This is a genomic window from Methylobacterium sp. J-077 (assembly GCF_022829365.1).
Classification (GTDB): Bacteria; Pseudomonadota; Alphaproteobacteria; order Rhizobiales; family Beijerinckiaceae; genus Methylobacterium.
This window is the reverse complement of record NZ_JAKSYJ010000160.1, coordinates 34,762-52,068: the sequence shown is the minus strand read 5'-3', so window position 1 is coordinate 52,068 and position 17,307 is coordinate 34,762. Positions and strand designations below refer to the sequence as shown.

Sequence of the window (17,307 nt, the reverse complement as noted above, 5' to 3'; positions counted from 1 at the left end):
ATGCGCCTGCTCGGACGCGGGCGGCGAGGCGCATGGATGGGCGATGACGTGGCCGCTCTCCTCCTGGCGCTGGCCACCGAGAATGCGGAGTTGCGCGCGCAACTCGCCTCCGCCCAGGACATGCTGATGGAGACGGCGATTGATGCCGGCCATCTGCACGCCCGGATCGAGGCGGTCCAGGCCGAGCGCGACTCCTGGCGGGACGAGGCCGAACGGCTGGCACGACGGAGCGCCGGAACCGGTTGACGGCAGGCAGGACCGACCGGAACATCGCAGCATTCGATGATGGGGCGATCGCGGATCGAGTCCGGACCAGCACCGTCGCAGTGAGTCTGGCGACCGCATCGGCGACTGATCCTGCCCCCCGCGCCGGATTAACGGCTCGATCTCCGCAAAGCGAGCCGGAAGTCCTCGCGCATAAACCGTTACAAACACGCAACGGTTGATCTTATGAGTCTTATTTCCCCTTGAAGTTGTGAAACGATCGACTAGACATGGTTAGATTCCGGTTCGGAACCAAACCTTGCGATGCCCAAATCCAAGCTTTTTGTATACCAGAGTTTCTCGACGGCTTTCCAGGGGGCACTCGACGCGCTCGATGTGATCGGCAACTGGTTCTGGGACGGTGCTTCGGATTTTATCCGAGCCGATATGTTCGTGGCGCTGCTGTTCAATGTCGATCCGGAAGCCGCCGAAGCGGGGCTGCCGCTCGCGGCCTTCGTGGCCGGCATTCATCCGGAAGATCGGGACCGCGTGCTGGCCCTCATCCGTCAGCGCAGCCGCGACGGTGATCTCTACGCGATCGAATACCGAGTCTGCTCAGCTGACGGCATCACCCGGTGGGTGCTCGGCCGGGGCCGCTTCTTGTCCGACCATCGGGGGCAGCCGGTCAGCGGCCGCGGGATCATCGTCGATATCACGGACGTGCGGAAAAGCGCGGGTGCCGCCGGCGCTCTCTACCCGGCCGCGCTCCATGAGGCGGAGCCGCCGCTGGAGCGGGCGGCGGATTTCGCCATGGCGGCCCATCGGGCGATCTGCGAACTGCAGGATCCGGCCCTCAAGGCCCGGGCCGACGCGCTTCTGCTCGACCTGGGACGCAAGCTTGCAGAACAGGAACGGCATACCCGTCGCGCGCAGATGAACTGAGCGGGGTCACGGGCATCAAGCCGGGTCCGAATCAGTCAGGTGCAGGTAGGTTGGGTCGAACTCGGCCGCATGCTGCAGACCCTCCCAGTCGTGAACCGTCAGGCGCCGGCTGCGCAGCGTCACCAATCCGGCGGTCTTGAGGTCACGGATCGTGCGGTTGACATGAACCGGCGTGATCCCGAGGGCATCCGCCAGTTCGGGCTGCGTCATCGGCAGGTCACAGCTCCGGTCGGGAGCGAGACCGACGACGCCCAGACGCGTGATCAGTTCGCAGAAGAGATGGGCCATGCGGGCATAGGCATCCCGGCGACCGGTGTTGAGCATCCACTCGCGAACCAGGGCAGCGTCGATCAGCGTCGCGCGCCACAGGGCGTCACCCAGCCTCGGAAAAGCCCGCAGAAGTGCCCGGACCGCGTCGTGCTGCACGAACCCGATTTTGCACGGGCCGACGGTACCGATGCTGATGTCGAGGACCTTGAGGTGCAGGCTCTGCACGTCCGGCACATCACCGGCGACGTGGTAGGCCATCACCTGACGCTTGCCGGCCTGCGTGGCCTTGTAGGTGCAGGCGATACCTTCGAGCAGGGCGAAGCAGCGCGCGGGCCGGTCTCCCTCGCGCACGATATCCTGATAGGCTTCGAACTGCGCCATCTGCATGGGCAGAGCGTGGAGCGCGGTCCGCTCGTCGTCCGTGAGGGTGAAGAGGGCGATGCTGTCGATCTTGCGAACGAAGGGATGTTTGCTGGTCTGCTGCAGAGATCCCGTCATCGCGCCTCCGCTGGCCGGCGAGCACACGCGGTCTCGCTGCCATCAGCGTTCATACTCGCGGGCTGAGTTGGGCAGGGCATAGCAGCAGGACTTCACCTTAGCCATAGAGGGAAGACTGCCATTCAAAAATCGGAACTGGATAGAGTCTCATTTTGACTGAGATCTCGATTGTAAGCCGCAACACGGATCACCCGCATATGCGTCGGCTAAAAACATCGTAGGGTTGATCGATTATCGATGACATTGCCCTTAGGGGCAGGGCTTTTCTGGTGCCACGAGCAAAAGCGCAATCCGACAAAGATGGTTCGTGCCGATGACATGGCCGGACGCAGCGACGCCGCGTTCCGAGGCTGAGATCGTCGACATCATGTCCGATAGCCTCGATCGTGCGGCCGTCGGTGATGTGAGAAGCGACGGGGGCTGGAAATCTCAGTCCCGTCCGCGCACACACGGCGGACGGCGCGATCGCCGTGCAGCCCCACGGAACCCTTCGATGAACACGGCAGATCTCGCCCCGCACGCCCATCAGGTCCTGCGCGAGGCGACCCTGCCCGAACTGCCGAACCATTACCGCGGCAAGGTCCGGGACAATTACGACCTGCCGGACGGGCGGCGCATCCTGATCACCTCGGACCGGATCAGCGCCTTCGACCGGGCGCTCGCCGCGATCCCGTTCAAGGGGCAGGTGCTCACGCAGACGGCGCGCTACTGGTTCGAGCGCACCGCCGATCTCTGCTCGAACCACGTCCTGGCCTATCCGGACCCGAACGTGGTGGTCGGCCGGCGTCTCGAGATTTTGCCCGTGGAGGTGGTCGTGCGCGGCTACCTCGCGGGCACGACTTCAACCTCGGTGCTCACGCGCTACCGGGCCGGCGAGCGGGAGATGTACGGGCATCGCTTCCCGGACGGGATGCGTCCGAACCAGCGCCTGCCGGAGGCGATCATCACGCCCACGACCAAGGCGTTCGACGGGGGCCATGACGAGCCGCTGACGGAAGCCGAGATCCTGCAGCGCAACCTGCTCAGCCCGGAGCAGTGGCAAACCGTCTCCGAGGCGGCCCTGGCCCTGTTCGCCCGCGGGCAAGACCTGGCAGCCGAGCGCGGGCTGATCCTGGCCGACACGAAATACGAGTTCGGCACCGACCCGGCGGGCCGTATCGTTCTCGCCGACGAGATCCATACCCCGGACAGCAGCCGCTACTGGTTCGCAGAGAGCTACCCCGAACGCTTCGCATCGGGTTCAGCCCCGGAAAGCTTCGACAAGGACTTCGTGCGAAACTGGGTCGTGGCCCGCTGCGATCCCTACAAGGATCCGATCCCCGAGATCCCGGCGGAAATCATCTTGGAGACCGCTGCGGTCTACATCCGCGCTTACGAGACAATCACCGGGGCGCGCTTCATGCTGCCCGACTCGAACGAGGCGCCGCTCGAACGCGTCCACCGTAACATCGCCGTCTACCTGGCGGACAACCCGATCGTCTGAGGGCGGGACGGCACGCGGTGCGCCGTCCCCTCCCATACCGTCAGGCGGCCGCCTTGATCGGGGCCGGGGCGGGCGCATCCATCGCGCGCAGGTAGACGTCGAGCAGCGTCTCGTGCTCGTCGCGCTCGTCCTTGTCCTGCTTGCGGATCTTCAGGATTTCCTTGAGGATCTTGACGTCTAGGCCCTCGCCCTTGGCTTCTGCGAAGATCTCCTTCTTCGCCTCCATCAGGTCCTTGATCTCCTCCTCCAGCCGCTCCACGCGCTCGATGATCGAGCGGATGCGGTCGCCCGCGACGCCCACGGTGTCGGTCATGTCGGTCATGCAAAGCCTCGTCGTATGACGGGCCGTACCCTCGCGGCAGAGGGTAAGCAGGGGGTTAAGGCCGGGCTGCGCCGGCGCCGATCCGCGTCTCGATCCATCCGACGATCGCGTCGGCTACCAGATCGCTGTTCGATTCCAGCATCATCATGTGGCCGTTGCCGTGGATGCCGTGATCGGCCAGCACCAGCCGGTCCGGCTTGGCGCCCGCCTGCGTGAGGAAGGCCGCCGTGCAATCGTCCATGGTAGCCCGGAACGAGGCCTCCGCGGTGACGATCACGGCCGGCACCTTGGCGAGGTTCGGCAGGGCGCGGGCGGGATCCGCCTGCAGCCAGCAGCGGATCCGGTCCGGAGCAGTCGCGCGCTCGGCCTGGACCACGGTCAGGTCGGTCGGGCCGCTCACCGGCGGCTCGAAATGCAGCGGCACCCGGGTGATCCCGTAGGGGCGGGCCCGGGCGTCGCCGACCCGCTCGTACCAATCGGTGCCGCCCTTGAACCGGATGTCGAAGAACGTCGGCCCGTTCGGCTCGACGGCGACATGCGCCTTCACGAGGTCGGGCCGCTGGTCCGAGACCGCCCAGCCGAACACGCCGGCCTGCGAATGGGTCAGGACAATCGCCGGACCGATTTTTTCCAGGAGCGCGATCAGCGCCGGGTCGACCAGCTCCTCGCTCTTTAAGGCGCTCGCGATGTAGGGGACCTGCGAGCGGTAGAACTGATCGAAGGCGGCGTTGCCGCGCAGGCCTGGCCCGCCCGGCCATTGCGTGTGCATCCTTGCCTGCGGGTAGAGCGCCGAGCGTTCCTGCCCGGTGAAGACCGTCTCCAGATCCTCTGCGGGTAGGCGCGCATAGGGGCCGTACGTCTCCGCGTCGCCGCCCGAGCGGCCACGCCCGACCTGATCGACCACGTAGACCGCAAAACCCTTGGCGGCGAAGCGGTCGGCCCAGCCCGGCCGCCCGTCGGGCGTGCCGAGGAAGTTGGTCCCGGTCTGCGCCGTGCCATGGACCATAACCACCGGATAGGGCTGCGTGATCCGCGCCGGGGCGCGGTATTCGACGAACATCTGCCCGAGGGCGGTGGTCCGGCCGTTCGCAGTCTCGTAGCGGCCGTCGACGAAGAAGTAGCCGGAAGGCTGGGTCGGCTTGAACGGCCCGAAATCGTCAGCCTGGGCGAAGCCAACCCCGAGGTAGAACAGCGTCAGCGCGCCGGCAGCGGCTATCTTGAGCATGATATCCTCCCGCGGACGTCTGACGCGTCCGCCTGAGAGTATATCAGCGACAAAATACCAGGCGGTCCACCCGAACTCCCGGTCTGCGGGTTTCAGGCGTGGGCGAAGCGGCGCTTTTTCCCGAGCGCCTCCTCCACGGTGCCCGCGCCGTCGAGATAGCCGTGCACCTTCGGGTTCGGCATGATCAGCGAGCCCACGAAGGCCACCGCCATCAGCACGGTGACGTACCAGAAGAACGTGCTCTCCATGCCGTTGTCCTTGAACCACAGGGCGACGAACTCGGCGGTGCCGCCGAACAGGGCGTTGGCGAGGGCGTAGGATAGGCCGACCCCCAGCGCCCGCACGTTGGTGGGGAACAGCTCGGCTTTCACGATGCCGCTGATGCCCGTGTAGAACGACACCACGGCCAGGCCGAGGGTGATCAGCGCGAAGGCGAGGTAGGGATCCTTGTTGGTCCCCAGAGCCGTCATCAGCGGCACCACCATGAGCGTGCCGAGGCCGCTGTAGAGCAGCATGTTGGTCTTGCGGCCGATCCTGTCGGAGAGCGCGCCGAACAGGGGCTGGATCGCCATGTAGACGAACAGCACCACGGTCATCACCTGCGACGCCGACGTCTTCGGCATGCCGGCGGTGTTGACCAAGTATTTTTGCATGTAGGTCGTGAACGTGTAGAAGCTCAAGGACCCGCCGGCCGTGTAGGCTAGGACGACACAGAACGCTCGCCAGTGCTTGAACAGCTCAGCGAAGGTGCCGGCACTCTCCTTGTCGCCGGCTTCCTTGGTTTCGGCGAGCGAGCGCCGGAGATAGAGAGCCACCACCGCCAGCCCGGCGCCGATGAAGAACGGGATGCGCCAGCCCCAGGCGGATAGCTCCGGCGCGGTCATCACGGTCTGGAGCAGCACTAGGACCAGCGAGGCGAGCAACTGGCCGCCGATCAGCGTGACGTACTGGAACGAAGCGAAGAATCCCCGCTTCCCCTTGATCGCCACCTCGCTCATGTAGGTCGCCGAGGTGCCGTACTCGCCGCCCACCGACAGGCCCTGGAGCATGCGGGCGAGCAGCAGCAGCACCGGCGCCAGGGTGCCGACATGCTCGTAGGTCGGCAGGATGCCGATCAGCAGCGAGCCGAAGCACATCATCAGCACCGACACGACCATCGAGGTCCGGCGTCCGACCCGGTCGGCGATGCGCCCGAACAGCCAGCCGCCCACAGGCCGCATGAAGAAGCCCACCGCGAAGATACCTGCGGTCTGGAGGAGCTGGCTCGTGGAATCGCCCTTCGGGAAGAAGGCGGGCGCGAAGTAGAGCGCGAAGAACGCGTAGCAGTAGAAGTCGTACCACTCGACCAGATTGCCCGAGGACGAGCCGACGATCGCCCAGATCCGACGGCGGCGGTCGGCCGCGCCGTCGGCGGCGCTCGGCGCGATACCGATCGTATCGTCCCTCAAGGCGGACATGGCGTCTCCGTCTCATCACCCGTAGCCGGTAACAGCCGGCCTATTCTTCGATAACCGCGACGTTACAGGCGATGACCGTGATCGCAAGTCCGTGATCGGACTTTGGTCGGGACAGCTGCCGCCTGTGTCATGTCTCATCGGCGTCGATGGCGGCCCGGGACGGAACGGTTTCGCGCGGGACCCCGTTGCGGGCCGGCACGGGTGCCGAGGGCGCCTCAACCACAACGGGACGAAATGCCATGACGCGGATCTTCAGGGACACGGTGGCGGTCGCCATCCTCATCGCCGGCGCGGCGACGGCCTTCGCGCAGGGCGGCCCGGGCGGAGGCGGCGGTCCGGGCGCCGGCGGCCCCGGCGGCGGTGCTGGACCGGCAGGCGGCGGCGGCGCAGGGCCGGGCGGCGCCGGCGGCGGTGGCATGCGCGGCGGTGCCGGCGGAGCCGAGGGCGGCGGGATGCGCGGCGGTGGCGTCGAGCCCGGCGGTCCGGCCTCGCGCGGTGCCGAGGGTCCCGGCCGGCCCGGACCGGCCGGCGGTGCCGACAGGAACGGGCCGGGTGGCAATCCCGGTGCCGCCGAAAGGGGCGGGCGTGACGGCGGCCCGGCCGAGCAGCGCGGCGGTCGCGACGAGACCGGTCCGGGCCAGCGCGGCGATCGAGGCGGGCGTGAAGAGACCGGCCCCGGCCAGCGCGGCGATCGCGGCGCGGCGGGTGATCGCGGCGATCGGGGTGGTCGTGATGGTGCCCGGGGTGCCCGCGCCGGCGGTTCCGCCCGCGGCGCGGTCAACCGGCTCGACACCCGCCAGCGCTCGGAGTTCCGCGGTTCGATCACCCGTCTCGGCGTCTCGCCGCTCCGCGACGTGGCGTTCGGGCTGGCGATCGGCACCGCGATCCCGCGCTCGGTCAGCCTGCACCGTCTGCCGCCGTCGATCGTCGAGATCGTGCCGGAATACGAGGGCTACGATTTCATCCTGGTGCGCGACGACATCGTGATCATCGATCCCGACACCTACGAGATCGTCGACGTGATCCCGGCCTGATCCTGAAGCGGACCGCCGCGCCTCCTCAAGAGGCGGTGCGGCGGTCAGGGAACCCATCGCTACGTTCAAGACAATCCCATGATCCTTCCGGCGCCAGGCGGATCGCGGCAAGACAAGAGCGCAGACTGAAACGTGGAAAGATTTGTCGGGCAGCGGATGCGTTTGGGAGTTTTTTCTGCGACAACTTGACGGTCGATCGATCGTCCAGTGCAGGTGATGCGCGATCCAGTGAGCAGCGATGGGCACCGTTGCATTCTACTGGATGCAGAATGTGCCGGACAGTCGGTCAATCATCGGTTGTTCAGAGGCGTGCATGTCAGGACTGGATATCAAAGCGACTGAACTGACGCGCGTGTCGCGCCCGCGCCTCGGTGTGTCCGGTCGTGCCCTGCTCATGATCCTCGTTGTGGTCTGCGCCGCTTTCGGGGCGAGTTCCGTCTATCTCTACACCACGCAATCCTCAGCCCTCCGGGCCGATCTCAACGCCAACATGTCGAGCCTGAGTGCCGCGTCGGCGCGAAGCGTCGGCAACTGGTTGCGCGGCAAGCTCGAACTGACGCAGTTCATGACCCAGCAGATCGCAGCGGTCGGAGTCGGACCAAAGGCGGACGCCGTGCTCGGTTTGCCGTTGGCGCGCGAGGTCTTCTTCAGCACCTATCTCGGCCGTCCGGATGGCTTCTTCACCGTAATGCCCAAGACCGAACTGCCACCCGGCTACGATCCCCGTGAACGTCCCTGGTACAAGGATGCCCTCTTGGCGGGGCAAGCGGTCTTGACCGAGCCCTACGCCGATGCCGCGACGAACGTCGTCACCATCACCGTGGCGGGTCCGATCCTCGGCGAGAACCGGGCGGTCCTCGGCGTGATCGGCGGCGATTTCGACAGCGCGGCCCTCATCCGAATGATCGCAGAGGTTGCGACAGGCGGCAAAAGCTACGCCTACTTGGTATCGGGCGCCGGCACGGTGCTGGTCCACCCCCGTGCGGATCTGATCGGCAAGCCGCTGTCGAAATTGCTGTCCGGGCCCCTGCCGGAGATCGGCGGCGATTTGGCCGAGACCCGCGAGGGCGACCGGGCGACCTTCACGGTGTTCGCTCGCGTCCCGAACCTGCCGCCGTCGCTCGACTGGTACGTCGCCCTCTCGGTCGACAGCGCCGCTGCGTTGGCCCCGACCACCGCGCTGATGCGGGACTTGGCGACCGCCACCCTCCTGGTGCTGCTCGTCCTTGCGATCGTGGTTGGCCGGCTGATGACGATCACCGTATCGCGTCCGTTAAACCGGCTGGTCGGCGTCCTGCAGCGCATGAGCCAGGGCGAGATCGATGCCGAGATCGCGGAGGCACGGCGCGACGACGAGATCGGCATGGTCGGCCGCGCCGTTGAGGGCATCAAAGCGCTGGTCGCGCGGAAGGCCGCGGAGCAGGCCGAGGCTAAGCGCCTCGCCGATGAGGCTGCGGCGGCCGAGCGCAAGCATGCCATGATTGCGCTGGCGGATGGGTTCGAGCGGGCCGTGGGCGCGATCGTCGGCGTAGTCGCATCCTCGGCGACGCAACTCCAGGGAACCGCCCAGACCCTGACAGCCACCGCAACCCAGGCCGCTGCGCAATCCACCAGCGTCGCGGCGGCGGCCGAGGAGGCGGCCACCAATGTCCGCACCGTTGCCGCCGCCGCCGAACAGCTCGGCAGCAGCGTGCAGGAGATCGCCGGACAGGTCGGAGGCTCCGCGAGCCTCGCGCGAGCCGCCGTCGGCGAGGCGGACCAGACCGGCCGGCTCGTGCAGGAACTCGCTCAGGCGGTGTCCAAGATCGGCGACGCGGTCGGGTTGATCTCCAGCATCGCGGCGCAGACAAACCTGCTGGCGCTGAACGCCACGATCGAGGCGGCGCGCGCCGGCGAGGCGGGACGGGGCTTTGCCGTGGTGGCGTCCGAGGTGAAGGAGCTCGCTGCGCAGACCGCCAGGGCGACCGAAGAGATCACCGGTCACATCGGCCGGATCCAGGGCTCCACCGACCAGGCCGCGCAGGCGATCGGCGGGATCGTGACGCGCATCCGCGACATCAACGACGTGACCAGCGCGGTGGCGGCGGCGGTGGAGGAGCAGGGCGCGGCGACACAGGAGATCGTTCGCAACGTCACGCAGGCGGCGAGCGGCACGGACGAGGTGACGACGAACATCACCGGTGTCGCCGAAGCAGCGGAACAGACCGGTACCGCGGCCCATCAGGTTTTGGACGCAGCTTCCGAACTCTCGCAGCGATCGGCGCAGCTCACAGAGGAAGTCGCCCGCTTCCTGCATACGGTACGGGCTGCCTGATCAGACGGGCCCCGCCTTCGGGACACCGGCTACACGCCCGGCATGCCTGCCTGGAGCCGGCGGCCATTTCTCGAACGATGGCCGCCGGCATTGTCGTTTTCGGAAACTCAGGCTTGGAGAAAAAGTACCTTTTATATTTCTTATAGACAATATTAAATGATCCGATGCGAAAGTTTATACTTGCGCATATCCTTCGAAAAAGTGAGAAATTAATCGTGATTGGCGCAAGATATCGAGTCTGATCCGGAGAAGAATGGACATCTGCGCCTTATGACGCTTCGATTGCGTACGTTCGCGTCAGGGTTGCTGGACGGCGGGGGCCGAAAGCGCCATCCTCACGGTGGCGTGATGTTGATCGTCTCCTGATTCTAGGAAAACCGCGTGTCTGACCTGGGCGGCGAGGCGTTCGAGGCTGCGACCATCCCGCGTCCGCGCCTCGGCGTCGCCGGTCGGGCGACGTTCCTCATCCTTGGAATCGTCTGCGCCGTCTTCGTGGCCTGCTCAGCTTACATCTACGTCGTTCAGGCCGCTGCCCTCCGTGGCAACCTGGCGCACACCATGACGGATCTGAGCGCCTCGGCGGCGCAGAGCGTCGGCAACTGGCTGCGGGGCAAGCTCGATCTGACGCAGCTGATCGCGCAGGAGATCGTTGCCGTGGGGGCCGGCCCGGAGGCGGACCGCGTCCTTGGCGCGCCCATTGCCCGCGAGGCCTTCTTCTTGAGCTCCTTCGGCCGCACGGACGGGTTCTACACCAAGATGCCGAAGGGCGAGATCGCGCCCGGCTACGATCCGCGTCAGCGCCCCTGGTACAAGGGCGCCGAAGCGTTCAAAGGCCTGTTCCTGACGGAGCCGTATGTTGCGGCGAGCACCCATAAAATCACGATTACGTCCGCGGCTCCGGTCTTGGACGAGACCGGAACCTTCCACGGCGCAGTCGGGAGCGACTTCGATTCCGGCGTGCTCGCCCAGATGATCAGCCGGGTGGCCACCGGTGACGGCTACGCCTATCTGGTCACCGGTGCCGGCAAGGTGTTGATTCATCCGCGCGCCGAGCTGATCGGCAAGCCGCTGTCGGATCTGGTGTCCGGGCCGCTGCCGAAGATCGGTGAGCAGGTGACGGAGACCCGGGAGGGCGATCGGGCAACGCTGACGGTCTTCGCCCGGGTGCCCAACCTTCCGGCCTCGCTCGACTGGTACGTCGCCCTCTCGGTCGACAAAGCCGCAGCCCTCGCGCCGGTGGAGCGTCTGGCGCTCCTGCTGGCGGCGGCGACCCTCATAGCGCTGCTGGTGCTCGGCCTCGTAGTCGGCCGGCTGATGACCATCACCGTGTCGCGTCCATTGAACCGCCTCGTCGAGGCGTTGCGGCGCATGAGCCGGGGGGCGATCGATGCCGAGATCGCGGAGGCCCGGCGCAGCGACGAGATCGGCATGGTCGGCCGCGCCGTAGAAGACATCAAGGCGCTGGTCGCGCGGAAGGCAGCCGGGCAGGCCGAGGTGAAACGCTTGGCCGACGCGGCTGCGGCAGCCGAGCGCAAGCGCGCGATGATCGCGCTGGCCGACGATTTCGAGCGGGCGGTGGGCAGCATCGTCGGCACGGTCTCATCGTCGGCGACCGAGCTGGAGGCCACGGCGCAGACCCTGACAGCGAGCGCGACGCAGGCGGCGGCACAATCCACCAGCGTCGCGGCGGCGGCCGAAGAGGCAGCCACCAATGTCCGCACCGTGGCGGCGGCGGCTCAGCAGCTCGGCTCCAGCGTTCAAGAGATCGCCGGGCAGGTCGAGGGCTCGGCGAGCCTCGCCCAGGCCGCGGTCGGCGAGGCGGATCAGACCGGCCAGCTGGTGCATGAGCTGGCCCAGGCGGTCGCCAGAATCGGAGACGCGGTCGGGCTGATCTCCAGCATCGCGGCGCAGACCAACCTGCTGGCGCTGAACGCCACGATCGAGGCCGCGCGCGCCGGCGAGGCCGGCCGCGGCTTCGCTGTGGTCGCCGCCGAGGTGAAGGACTTGGCCGGCCAGACCGCCAGGGCGACCGAAGAGATCACCGGTCTGATCGGCCGCATCCAGGGTTCGACCGATCACGCCACGCAGGCGATCGACGGGATCGTGACGCGCATCCGCTACATCAACGACGTGACCAGCGCGGTGGCGGCGGCGGTTGAGGAGCAGGGTGCGGCGACCCAGGAGATCGTCCGCAATGTCGGCCAGGCGGCGGGCGGCACGGACGAGGTCACCACCAACATCACCGGGGTCGCCGGCGCGGCCGAGCAGACCGGCGCGGCGGCCCATCAGGTGCTGACCGCCGCCTCCGAACTCTCGCGGCAATCGGCCCAGCTCACGCAGGAAGTCGCCGGGTTCCTGCACAATGTGCGGGTCGCCTGAGCCGAAACCGTCACCGCCCGCCGTCGAGCAGCTTCGAGACCACGCGGGCGGTGTAGTCGACCATCGGGACGATGCGGGCATAGTTCAGCCGCGTCGGGCCGATCACCCCGACGACGCCGACGATCTTCTGCGACCCGTCCCGGAACGGTGCCGCGATCAGCGACGAGCCGGACAGCGAGAACAGCTTGTTCTCCGAGCCGATGAAGATCCGCACGCCGTCGCCGCCCTCGGCCCGGGCCAGAAGGTCAATGACGTCCTTCTGCGTCTCCAGGTCGTTGAACAGCAGGCGGATGCGCTCGAGGTCCTCGACGGCGCGCAGGTCGTCGAGCAGGTTCGCCTGGCCGCGCACGATCAGCTGCCGGGCCTCGCTCGGGCCCACCGGGGTCGCCAAGCCGGCATCGACCAGGCGCTCGGTCAACGCGTCGAGCTCCCGCTTCATCGCGGTGCGGCCGGCCTCGATCTCGGCCCGCAGGGTCCCGAGGGTGCGACCGTGCAGGCGCGCGTTGAGGAAATTCGTCGCCTCCTGAAGCGCGCCGGCCGGCAGGCCCGGCGGCAGGTCGACCAGCCGGTTCTCCACGGAGCCGTCATCCGAGACCAGCACCACCAGGGCGCGAGCCGGATCGAGGCGGACGAACTCGATATGCTTGAGGTGCACGTTCGCCTTGGTGGTCAGTACCACGCCGGCGCCGCGCGAGATGCCCGACAGCATGGTCGAAGCCGCGGCCAGAGCCGAATCGAAGGTGTGTCCTGAGGCGGCGGCGCGCATCTCCGCCTCGATCCGGGCCTGCTCCTCCTGGCCGACATCGCCGAGTTCGAGCATGGCGTCGACGAAGAAGCGCAGGCCGAGCTCGGTCGGCAGGCGGCCGGCCGAGGTGTGCGGCGCGAAGATCAGGCCGGAATGCTCCAGATCCGCCATGACGTTGCGGATCGAGGCCGGCGACAGCGCCATGGGAAGGATGCGCGCGAGGTTGCGCGATCCCACAGGCTCGCCGGTGGTGAGATAGCTCTCGACGATCTGCCGGAAGATCTCGCGGGCGCGGTCGTTGAGGGCGGCGAGAGCCTGCATCGAAGGGTCTAGCGGAAAGGGGGTGTTCGGGTCGGTCACGCGGTCATCCTGTCGTGTGATCATGTCCGCCCGGTGTCCGGGGATCAATCCGTACGGCGATGCTTGCCCGCGCCGGCCCGGCGGCCTAAGAGCCCGGCCCTCACTCTCTCACCGGAAAGGGCCCGCCATGAGGCCTTCGAAGCGCGCCGCCGACGAGCTGCGGCCCGTCACCCTGGAGCGCGCGGTCTCGCGCTATGCCGAGGGCTCGTGCCTGGTCAGCTTCGGCAACACCCGCGTGCTCTGCACCGCCTCCCTGGAGGAGCGCGGGCCACCCTGGCTGCGCGGCTCCGGCAAGGGCTGGGTCACGGCCGAGTATGCCATGCTGCCGCGCGCCACGCACGACCGGACCCGGCGCGAGATCAACTCGGGCAAGCCCTCCGGCCGCACCCAGGAGATCCAGCGGCTGATCGGCCGCTCGCTCCGGGCGGTGACGAATCTCCCGGCCATGGGCGAGCGCCAGATCACGGTGGATTGCGACGTGATCCAGGCCGATGGCGGCACCCGCACCGCCGCGATCACGGGGGCCTGGGTGGCGCTCTACGAGTGCTTTGCCTGGATGCGCACCCGCTCGATCATCTCGGTGGACCCGCTGCGCGATCATGTCGCCGCGGTGTCCTGCGGCCTGTACAAGAACACGCCGGTGCTCGACCTCGACTATGCCGAGGATTCGGCGGCCGAGACCGACGCCAACTTCGTGCTGACCGGCCGGGGCGGCATCGTGGAGGTGCAGGGCACCGCCGAGATGGAGCCGTTCACCGAAGCGCAGCTCCTCGAATTGCTGCGGCTGGCCCGCGCCGGCACGGACCGGCTGGTGGCGCTTCAGAAGGAGGCGATCGCGTGAGTCGCAGGTTGACCGGCAAGGTGGTGATCGCCACCCACAATGCGGGCAAGCTCACGGAGATGCGCGAGCTTCTGGCGCCGTTCGGGATCGAGGCAGTCTCGGCCGGCGAGCTTGGTCTGCCGGAGCCCGACGAGACCGGCACGATGTTCTCCGAGAACGCCGCCATCAAGGCGCATGCCGCCGCGAAGGCGACGGCGCTTCCGGCCTTCGCGGATGATTCCGGCCTCTGCGTCGCTGCGCTCGACGGGGCGCCGGGGATCTTCTCCGCCCGCTGGGCCGGGCCGGCCAAGGACTTTTCCGGCGCGATGACGCGGATCTTTTCGGAACTGGAGCAGCGTCAGGCGAGCGACTGGACGGCGCATTTCGTCTCCGCCCTCGTGCTCGCCTGGCCGGACGGCCATACCGCGCTGTTCGAGGGCCGCGTGTTCGGCACCCTCGTTCCGCCGCGCGGCGATGCCGGCTTCGGCTACGATCCGATCTTCCGGCCGGATGGACATGCCCGCACCTTCGGCGAGATGAGCGCCGAGGAGAAGCACGGGGTCGATTGGCAGACGGGGGAGGGGCTGTCGCACCGCGCCCGGGCCTTCGTGCTCCTGAGCCGCGCCTGCCTGGCGCCGGCATCCTGATTGCCAAACCGGGCCGGCACTCTCACATCCGGGCGATCATGAGTTCCACCGGCCCGGACCATCCGACCCGCGACGCGGGCTTCGGGATCTACCTGCACTGGCCCTTCTGCGCCGCGAAGTGCCCGTATTGCGACTTCAACAGCCATGTCCGGCATGGTGGCGTGGATCAGCCACGCTTCCTCGACGCTTTCCGGGCCGAGATCGCTCACAATGCCGCCCGCACCCCGGGCCGCACCGTCACCAGCATCTTCCTCGGCGGCGGCACGCCCTCGCTGATGGATCCCGCGACGGTGGCGGGCCTGCTCGACGCGGTTGCCGGCCACTGGTCGATGGCGCCCGACGCCGAGATCACCCTGGAGGCCAACCCGTCGAGCGTCGAGGCCAGCCGCTTCCGTGGCTACCGCGCCGCCGGGGTGAACCGGGTTTCCCTCGGCGTGCAGGCTTTCGACGACGCTTCCCTCAAAAAACTCGGCCGGCTGCACAATGCCGCGGAGGCGTTTGCTGCTATCGGGATCGCGCAGGCCGTGTTCGCGCGGACCTCTTTCGACCTCATCTATGCCCGGCCCGACCAGACGCCTGATCTGTGGCGATCCGAGTTGACCGAAGCGCTGGCGCGGGCCGCCGAGCATCTGTCGCTCTACCAGCTGACCATCGAGCCCGGCACGCCGTTCCATGGCCTCGCCGCTGCCGGCAAGCTGGTGACGCCGGACGACGAGACCGGCCGCATCCTCTACGACGTGACCCAGGAGCTCTGCGGACGGGCGGGCCTGCCCTCCTACGAGATCTCCAACCACGCCCGACCGGGCGCGGAGTCCCGCCACAACCTGCTCTACTGGCGCTATGGCGAATATGCCGGCATCGGCCCCGGGGCGCATGGCCGGCTGGTGACGCCGGAGGGTCGGCTCGGCACCGTCACCGAGCGCGGCCCGGAGGCCTGGCTGGCGCGGGTCGAGCGCGAAGGCCACGGCATCGTCGAGACCGAGACGCTCTCGGCCGCCGACCAGGCCGACGAGTTTCTCGTGATGGGCCTGCGGCTCGCCGAGGGGATCGACCCCGAGCGCTACGCCACCCTGAAAGGCCGGCCGCTCAACGGCAACCGCATCGGCATGCTGGTCGGCGACGGCCTGCTGCACCGCCTGCCCAATGGGCGCATCGCCGCCACGCCCCGCGGGGCACCTGTCCTCAATGCTCTCGTGGGCGAGTTGGCCGCTTGATTAGGTTCCCGGCTTCGCCAGGACGCGCGGCGCAGGGCTGACCAGGGTCGCGGCGTTGTTGCGGATCTCGTAGACCGCCAGGGCCCGCTCGCTCAATCCCTCTGGGCGGAACCGGAAGGTCCCGTCTGTGCCGGCGAAGCCGGACGCGTTGGTCAGCGTCGTCTCGGCGAAGCGCTGGGAGCCGTATTGGCGGGACAGCGCCGCCGATAGCATCACGGCGTCGTAGGCGAGCGAGGCGACCCGCGGCGGCACCGAACCGAACCGGGCCTGGTAGCGGCCGCTGAAGTTGGAAAAACCGTTCCGGTCCGGCGAGGCGAAGCGTCCGCCCTGGAGCGCCGGCAGGGCGTACAGGGCCGGCTCGTTCCACAGGGCGGTGCCGATCGGCCTGACCCGGGCGGGGTTGTAGCCGGCCTTGGTCAGGGACGCAGCCACCGCCGGCATGGCCTCCGCGGTCTCCGGGATGAACAAAGTGTCGGCCGTGGCGCCGGCGCCGGTGATTACCCGGGCCAGCCGCTCGATCGCCGGCCCCGGCGCGCCGGCCGGATAGCGCTCGACCGCCGCCACCCGGGCGCCCTTGCGGGCCACCGCCTCGCGAAATTCGGCCTCGACCGCATTGCCGTAGGCGGTCTCCGGGATCAGAGCCGCAAAGGAGCGCTTTCCGTCGGCGACGGATTGGTCGACGATCCGGTCGACTTCCGGCTGCGGCAGGAAGCTCAGGAGATAGACACCCCGGGCCGCGACAGACTCGTCCGTCGAGAACCCGATCACCGGCTTGCCTGCGGCCTTGGCGGGCAGGGCGGCGGCCTGGACGTTGGCGGCGAAGACGGGGCCGAGCACGATATCGGCGCCTTGCTTCAGGGCCTCTTGGGTCACGTCCCGGGCGCCGTCCGGGCTGCCACGGTCGTCCTCGACCAGGATCGTCAGGTCCGGCTGCTGCCCGTCGTCATAGGCAAGCTGTGCGGCATTGCGCATCGCGCTGCCGACCGCCACACCGGTGCCGGTGAGCGGCAGGACCAGCGCGACCTTCACGGTCCCCGAACCGATGCGGTTGCCGCCCGAGGCGGCCGGAGTCAGCGGAGCGACCGGGGCGCCCGCCGGATTCGCCGGGGCGACATCCAGCGGCACGTCTGCCGGCGGCGACAGCTCGGCCCGTGCTGGAGGCGCACGCCGGGACGCGCTTGAACCGCCGAGTCCAAGGCAGCCGCCCAGCGTCAGCGACAGGGCGCCAAGGGCGGCGGTCAGGACGGCGACGCGCGCGAGACGGTCCCGCCGACACTTCGGACGCGCCATGGCGCGGTCTCCTTCGGGCAGGCATGAACAACCTGACCGGGCAATTTTCAAATGTAAACGCACCGGTGCCGACTTGCCCCCGGTCTCGACGTGCGGCCGCGAC

Annotated in this window: 15 protein-coding genes; 9 read left to right on the top strand and 6 right to left on the bottom strand. The window is 68.1% G+C overall.

Annotation, left to right across the window (positions count from 1 at the left end; translation table 11 throughout):
• Positions 1-36: 36 nt before the first annotated feature.
• Both MKL11_RS19685 and MKL11_RS19680 read left to right on the top strand, forming a co-directional pair.
• On the top strand, positions 37-246 hold the full coding sequence (locus MKL11_RS19685) for a hypothetical protein (RefSeq protein ID WP_243946569.1): 210 nt from the start codon (positions 37-39) through the stop codon (positions 244-246).
• A 282-nt stretch (positions 247-528) separates the two neighbouring features.
• On the top strand, positions 529-1,146 hold the full coding sequence (locus tag MKL11_RS19680) for a PAS domain-containing protein (RefSeq protein WP_243946567.1): 618 nt from the start codon (positions 529-531) through the stop codon (positions 1,144-1,146).
• 15 nt (positions 1,147-1,161) lie between these two features.
• On the opposite strand, the gene MKL11_RS19675 is transcribed toward MKL11_RS19680, so the two are convergent.
• A complete protein-coding gene (locus MKL11_RS19675; protein ID WP_243946604.1) occupies positions 1,162-1,914 on the bottom strand; it encodes a Crp/Fnr family transcriptional regulator in 753 nt (250 codons plus the stop codon).
• Between the two features lie 493 nt (positions 1,915-2,407).
• Here MKL11_RS19675 and MKL11_RS19670 point away from each other — a divergent pair, with 493 nt between their 5' ends.
• On the top strand, positions 2,408-3,397 hold the full coding sequence (locus tag MKL11_RS19670; protein WP_243946564.1) for a phosphoribosylaminoimidazolesuccinocarboxamide synthase: 990 nt from the start codon (positions 2,408-2,410) through the stop codon (positions 3,395-3,397).
• A gap of 40 nt (positions 3,398-3,437) precedes the next feature.
• On the opposite strand, the gene MKL11_RS19665 is transcribed toward MKL11_RS19670, so the two are convergent.
• From MKL11_RS19665 to MKL11_RS19655, 3 genes are all read right to left on the bottom strand, one after another.
• Complete coding sequence (locus MKL11_RS19665) at positions 3,438-3,719, bottom strand: DUF2312 domain-containing protein (RefSeq protein WP_050734557.1); 282 nt, start codon at positions 3,717-3,719, stop codon at positions 3,438-3,440.
• A 55-nt stretch (positions 3,720-3,774) separates the two neighbouring features.
• Positions 3,775-4,944 (bottom strand): alpha/beta hydrolase, encoded by a 1,170-nt coding sequence (locus MKL11_RS19660; protein WP_243946562.1) that lies wholly within the window; start codon positions 4,942-4,944, stop codon positions 3,775-3,777.
• Between the two features lie 92 nt (positions 4,945-5,036).
• A complete protein-coding gene (locus MKL11_RS19655; RefSeq protein WP_243946560.1) occupies positions 5,037-6,401 on the bottom strand; it encodes an MFS family transporter in 1,365 nt (454 codons plus the stop codon).
• A 239-nt stretch (positions 6,402-6,640) separates the two neighbouring features.
• Between MKL11_RS19655 and MKL11_RS19650 the strand changes: the two genes are divergently transcribed.
• From MKL11_RS19650 to MKL11_RS19640, 3 genes are all read left to right on the top strand, one after another.
• Positions 6,641-7,435: a DUF1236 domain-containing protein gene (locus tag MKL11_RS19650; protein ID WP_243946558.1), complete on the top strand. Its 795-nt coding sequence runs from the start codon at positions 6,641-6,643 to the stop codon at positions 7,433-7,435.
• Between the two features lie 313 nt (positions 7,436-7,748).
• Positions 7,749-9,749 carry a methyl-accepting chemotaxis protein gene (locus tag MKL11_RS19645; protein WP_243946557.1) on the top strand — a complete coding sequence of 667 codons (2,001 nt, stop codon included), beginning with the start codon at positions 7,749-7,751 and terminating at the stop codon, positions 9,747-9,749.
• Between the two features lie 381 nt (positions 9,750-10,130).
• Positions 10,131-12,128, top strand: a complete 1,998-nt coding sequence (locus MKL11_RS19640; protein ID WP_243946554.1) for a methyl-accepting chemotaxis protein — start codon at positions 10,131-10,133, stop codon at positions 12,126-12,128.
• A gap of 10 nt (positions 12,129-12,138) precedes the next feature.
• Here MKL11_RS19640 and hrcA read toward each other — a convergent pair whose 3' ends face one another.
• The gene (hrcA, locus tag MKL11_RS19635; RefSeq protein ID WP_243946552.1) at positions 12,139-13,194 is read right to left on the bottom strand and encodes a heat-inducible transcriptional repressor HrcA; all 1,056 of its coding nucleotides are present in this window, start codon (positions 13,192-13,194) and stop codon (positions 12,139-12,141) included.
• 166 nt (positions 13,195-13,360) lie between these two features.
• On the opposite strand from hrcA, the gene rph reads away from it, so the two are divergent.
• From rph to hemW, 3 genes are read left to right on the top strand one after another with little or no spacing between them, the layout of a single operon-like run.
• Positions 13,361-14,074 carry a ribonuclease PH gene (rph, locus tag MKL11_RS19630; RefSeq protein ID WP_243946550.1) on the top strand — a complete coding sequence of 238 codons (714 nt, stop codon included), beginning with the start codon at positions 13,361-13,363 and terminating at the stop codon, positions 14,072-14,074.
• Positions 14,071-14,700 carry an RdgB/HAM1 family non-canonical purine NTP pyrophosphatase gene (gene rdgB, locus MKL11_RS19625; protein ID WP_243946548.1) on the top strand — a complete coding sequence of 210 codons (630 nt, stop codon included), beginning with the start codon at positions 14,071-14,073 and terminating at the stop codon, positions 14,698-14,700. Before rph ends, rdgB begins: the two co-directional genes overlap by 4 nt.
• A 38-nt stretch (positions 14,701-14,738) precedes the next feature.
• Complete coding sequence (gene hemW / locus MKL11_RS19620) at positions 14,739-15,914, top strand: radical SAM family heme chaperone HemW (protein ID WP_243946546.1); 1,176 nt, start codon at positions 14,739-14,741, stop codon at positions 15,912-15,914.
• Here the strand turns inward: hemW and MKL11_RS19615 are convergent, their stop codons facing one another.
• Entirely contained in the window at positions 15,915-17,204 is a 1,290-nt protein-coding gene (locus MKL11_RS19615) for a penicillin-binding protein activator (RefSeq protein ID WP_243946544.1), read from the bottom strand. It lies immediately after the preceding gene.
• Positions 17,205-17,307 lie beyond the last annotated feature (103 nt).

Bases quoted from the DNA above. Each gene is read 5' to 3' on its own strand.
- MKL11_RS19685 (WP_243946569.1), top strand. From the start codon at position 37: ATGGGCGATGACGTGGCCGCTCTCCTCCTGGCGCTGGCCACCGAGAAT.
- MKL11_RS19660 (WP_243946562.1), bottom strand. From the start codon at position 4,944: ATGCTCAAGATAGCCGCTGCCGGCGCGCTGACGCTGTTCTACCTCGGG.
- MKL11_RS19645 (WP_243946557.1), top strand. From the start codon at position 7,749: ATGTCAGGACTGGATATCAAAGCGACTGAACTGACGCGCGTGTCGCGC.
- MKL11_RS19680 (WP_243946567.1), top strand. From the start codon at position 529: ATGCCCAAATCCAAGCTTTTTGTATACCAGAGTTTCTCGACGGCTTTC.
- hrcA (WP_243946552.1), bottom strand. From the start codon at position 13,194: ATGCAGGCTCTCGCCGCCCTCAACGACCGCGCCCGCGAGATCTTCCGG.
- MKL11_RS19650 (WP_243946558.1), top strand. From the start codon at position 6,641: ATGACGCGGATCTTCAGGGACACGGTGGCGGTCGCCATCCTCATCGCC.
- MKL11_RS19665 (WP_050734557.1), bottom strand. From the start codon at position 3,719: ATGACCGACATGACCGACACCGTGGGCGTCGCGGGCGACCGCATCCGC.
- rph (WP_243946550.1), top strand. From the start codon at position 13,361: ATGAGGCCTTCGAAGCGCGCCGCCGACGAGCTGCGGCCCGTCACCCTG.
- MKL11_RS19675 (WP_243946604.1), bottom strand. From the start codon at position 1,914: ATGACGGGATCTCTGCAGCAGACCAGCAAACATCCCTTCGTTCGCAAG.
- MKL11_RS19615 (WP_243946544.1), bottom strand. From the start codon at position 17,204: ATGGCGCGTCCGAAGTGTCGGCGGGACCGTCTCGCGCGCGTCGCCGTC.
- hemW (WP_243946546.1), top strand. From the start codon at position 14,739: ATGAGTTCCACCGGCCCGGACCATCCGACCCGCGACGCGGGCTTCGGG.
- MKL11_RS19670 (WP_243946564.1), top strand. From the start codon at position 2,408: ATGAACACGGCAGATCTCGCCCCGCACGCCCATCAGGTCCTGCGCGAG.
- MKL11_RS19655 (WP_243946560.1), bottom strand. From the start codon at position 6,401: ATGTCCGCCTTGAGGGACGATACGATCGGTATCGCGCCGAGCGCCGCC.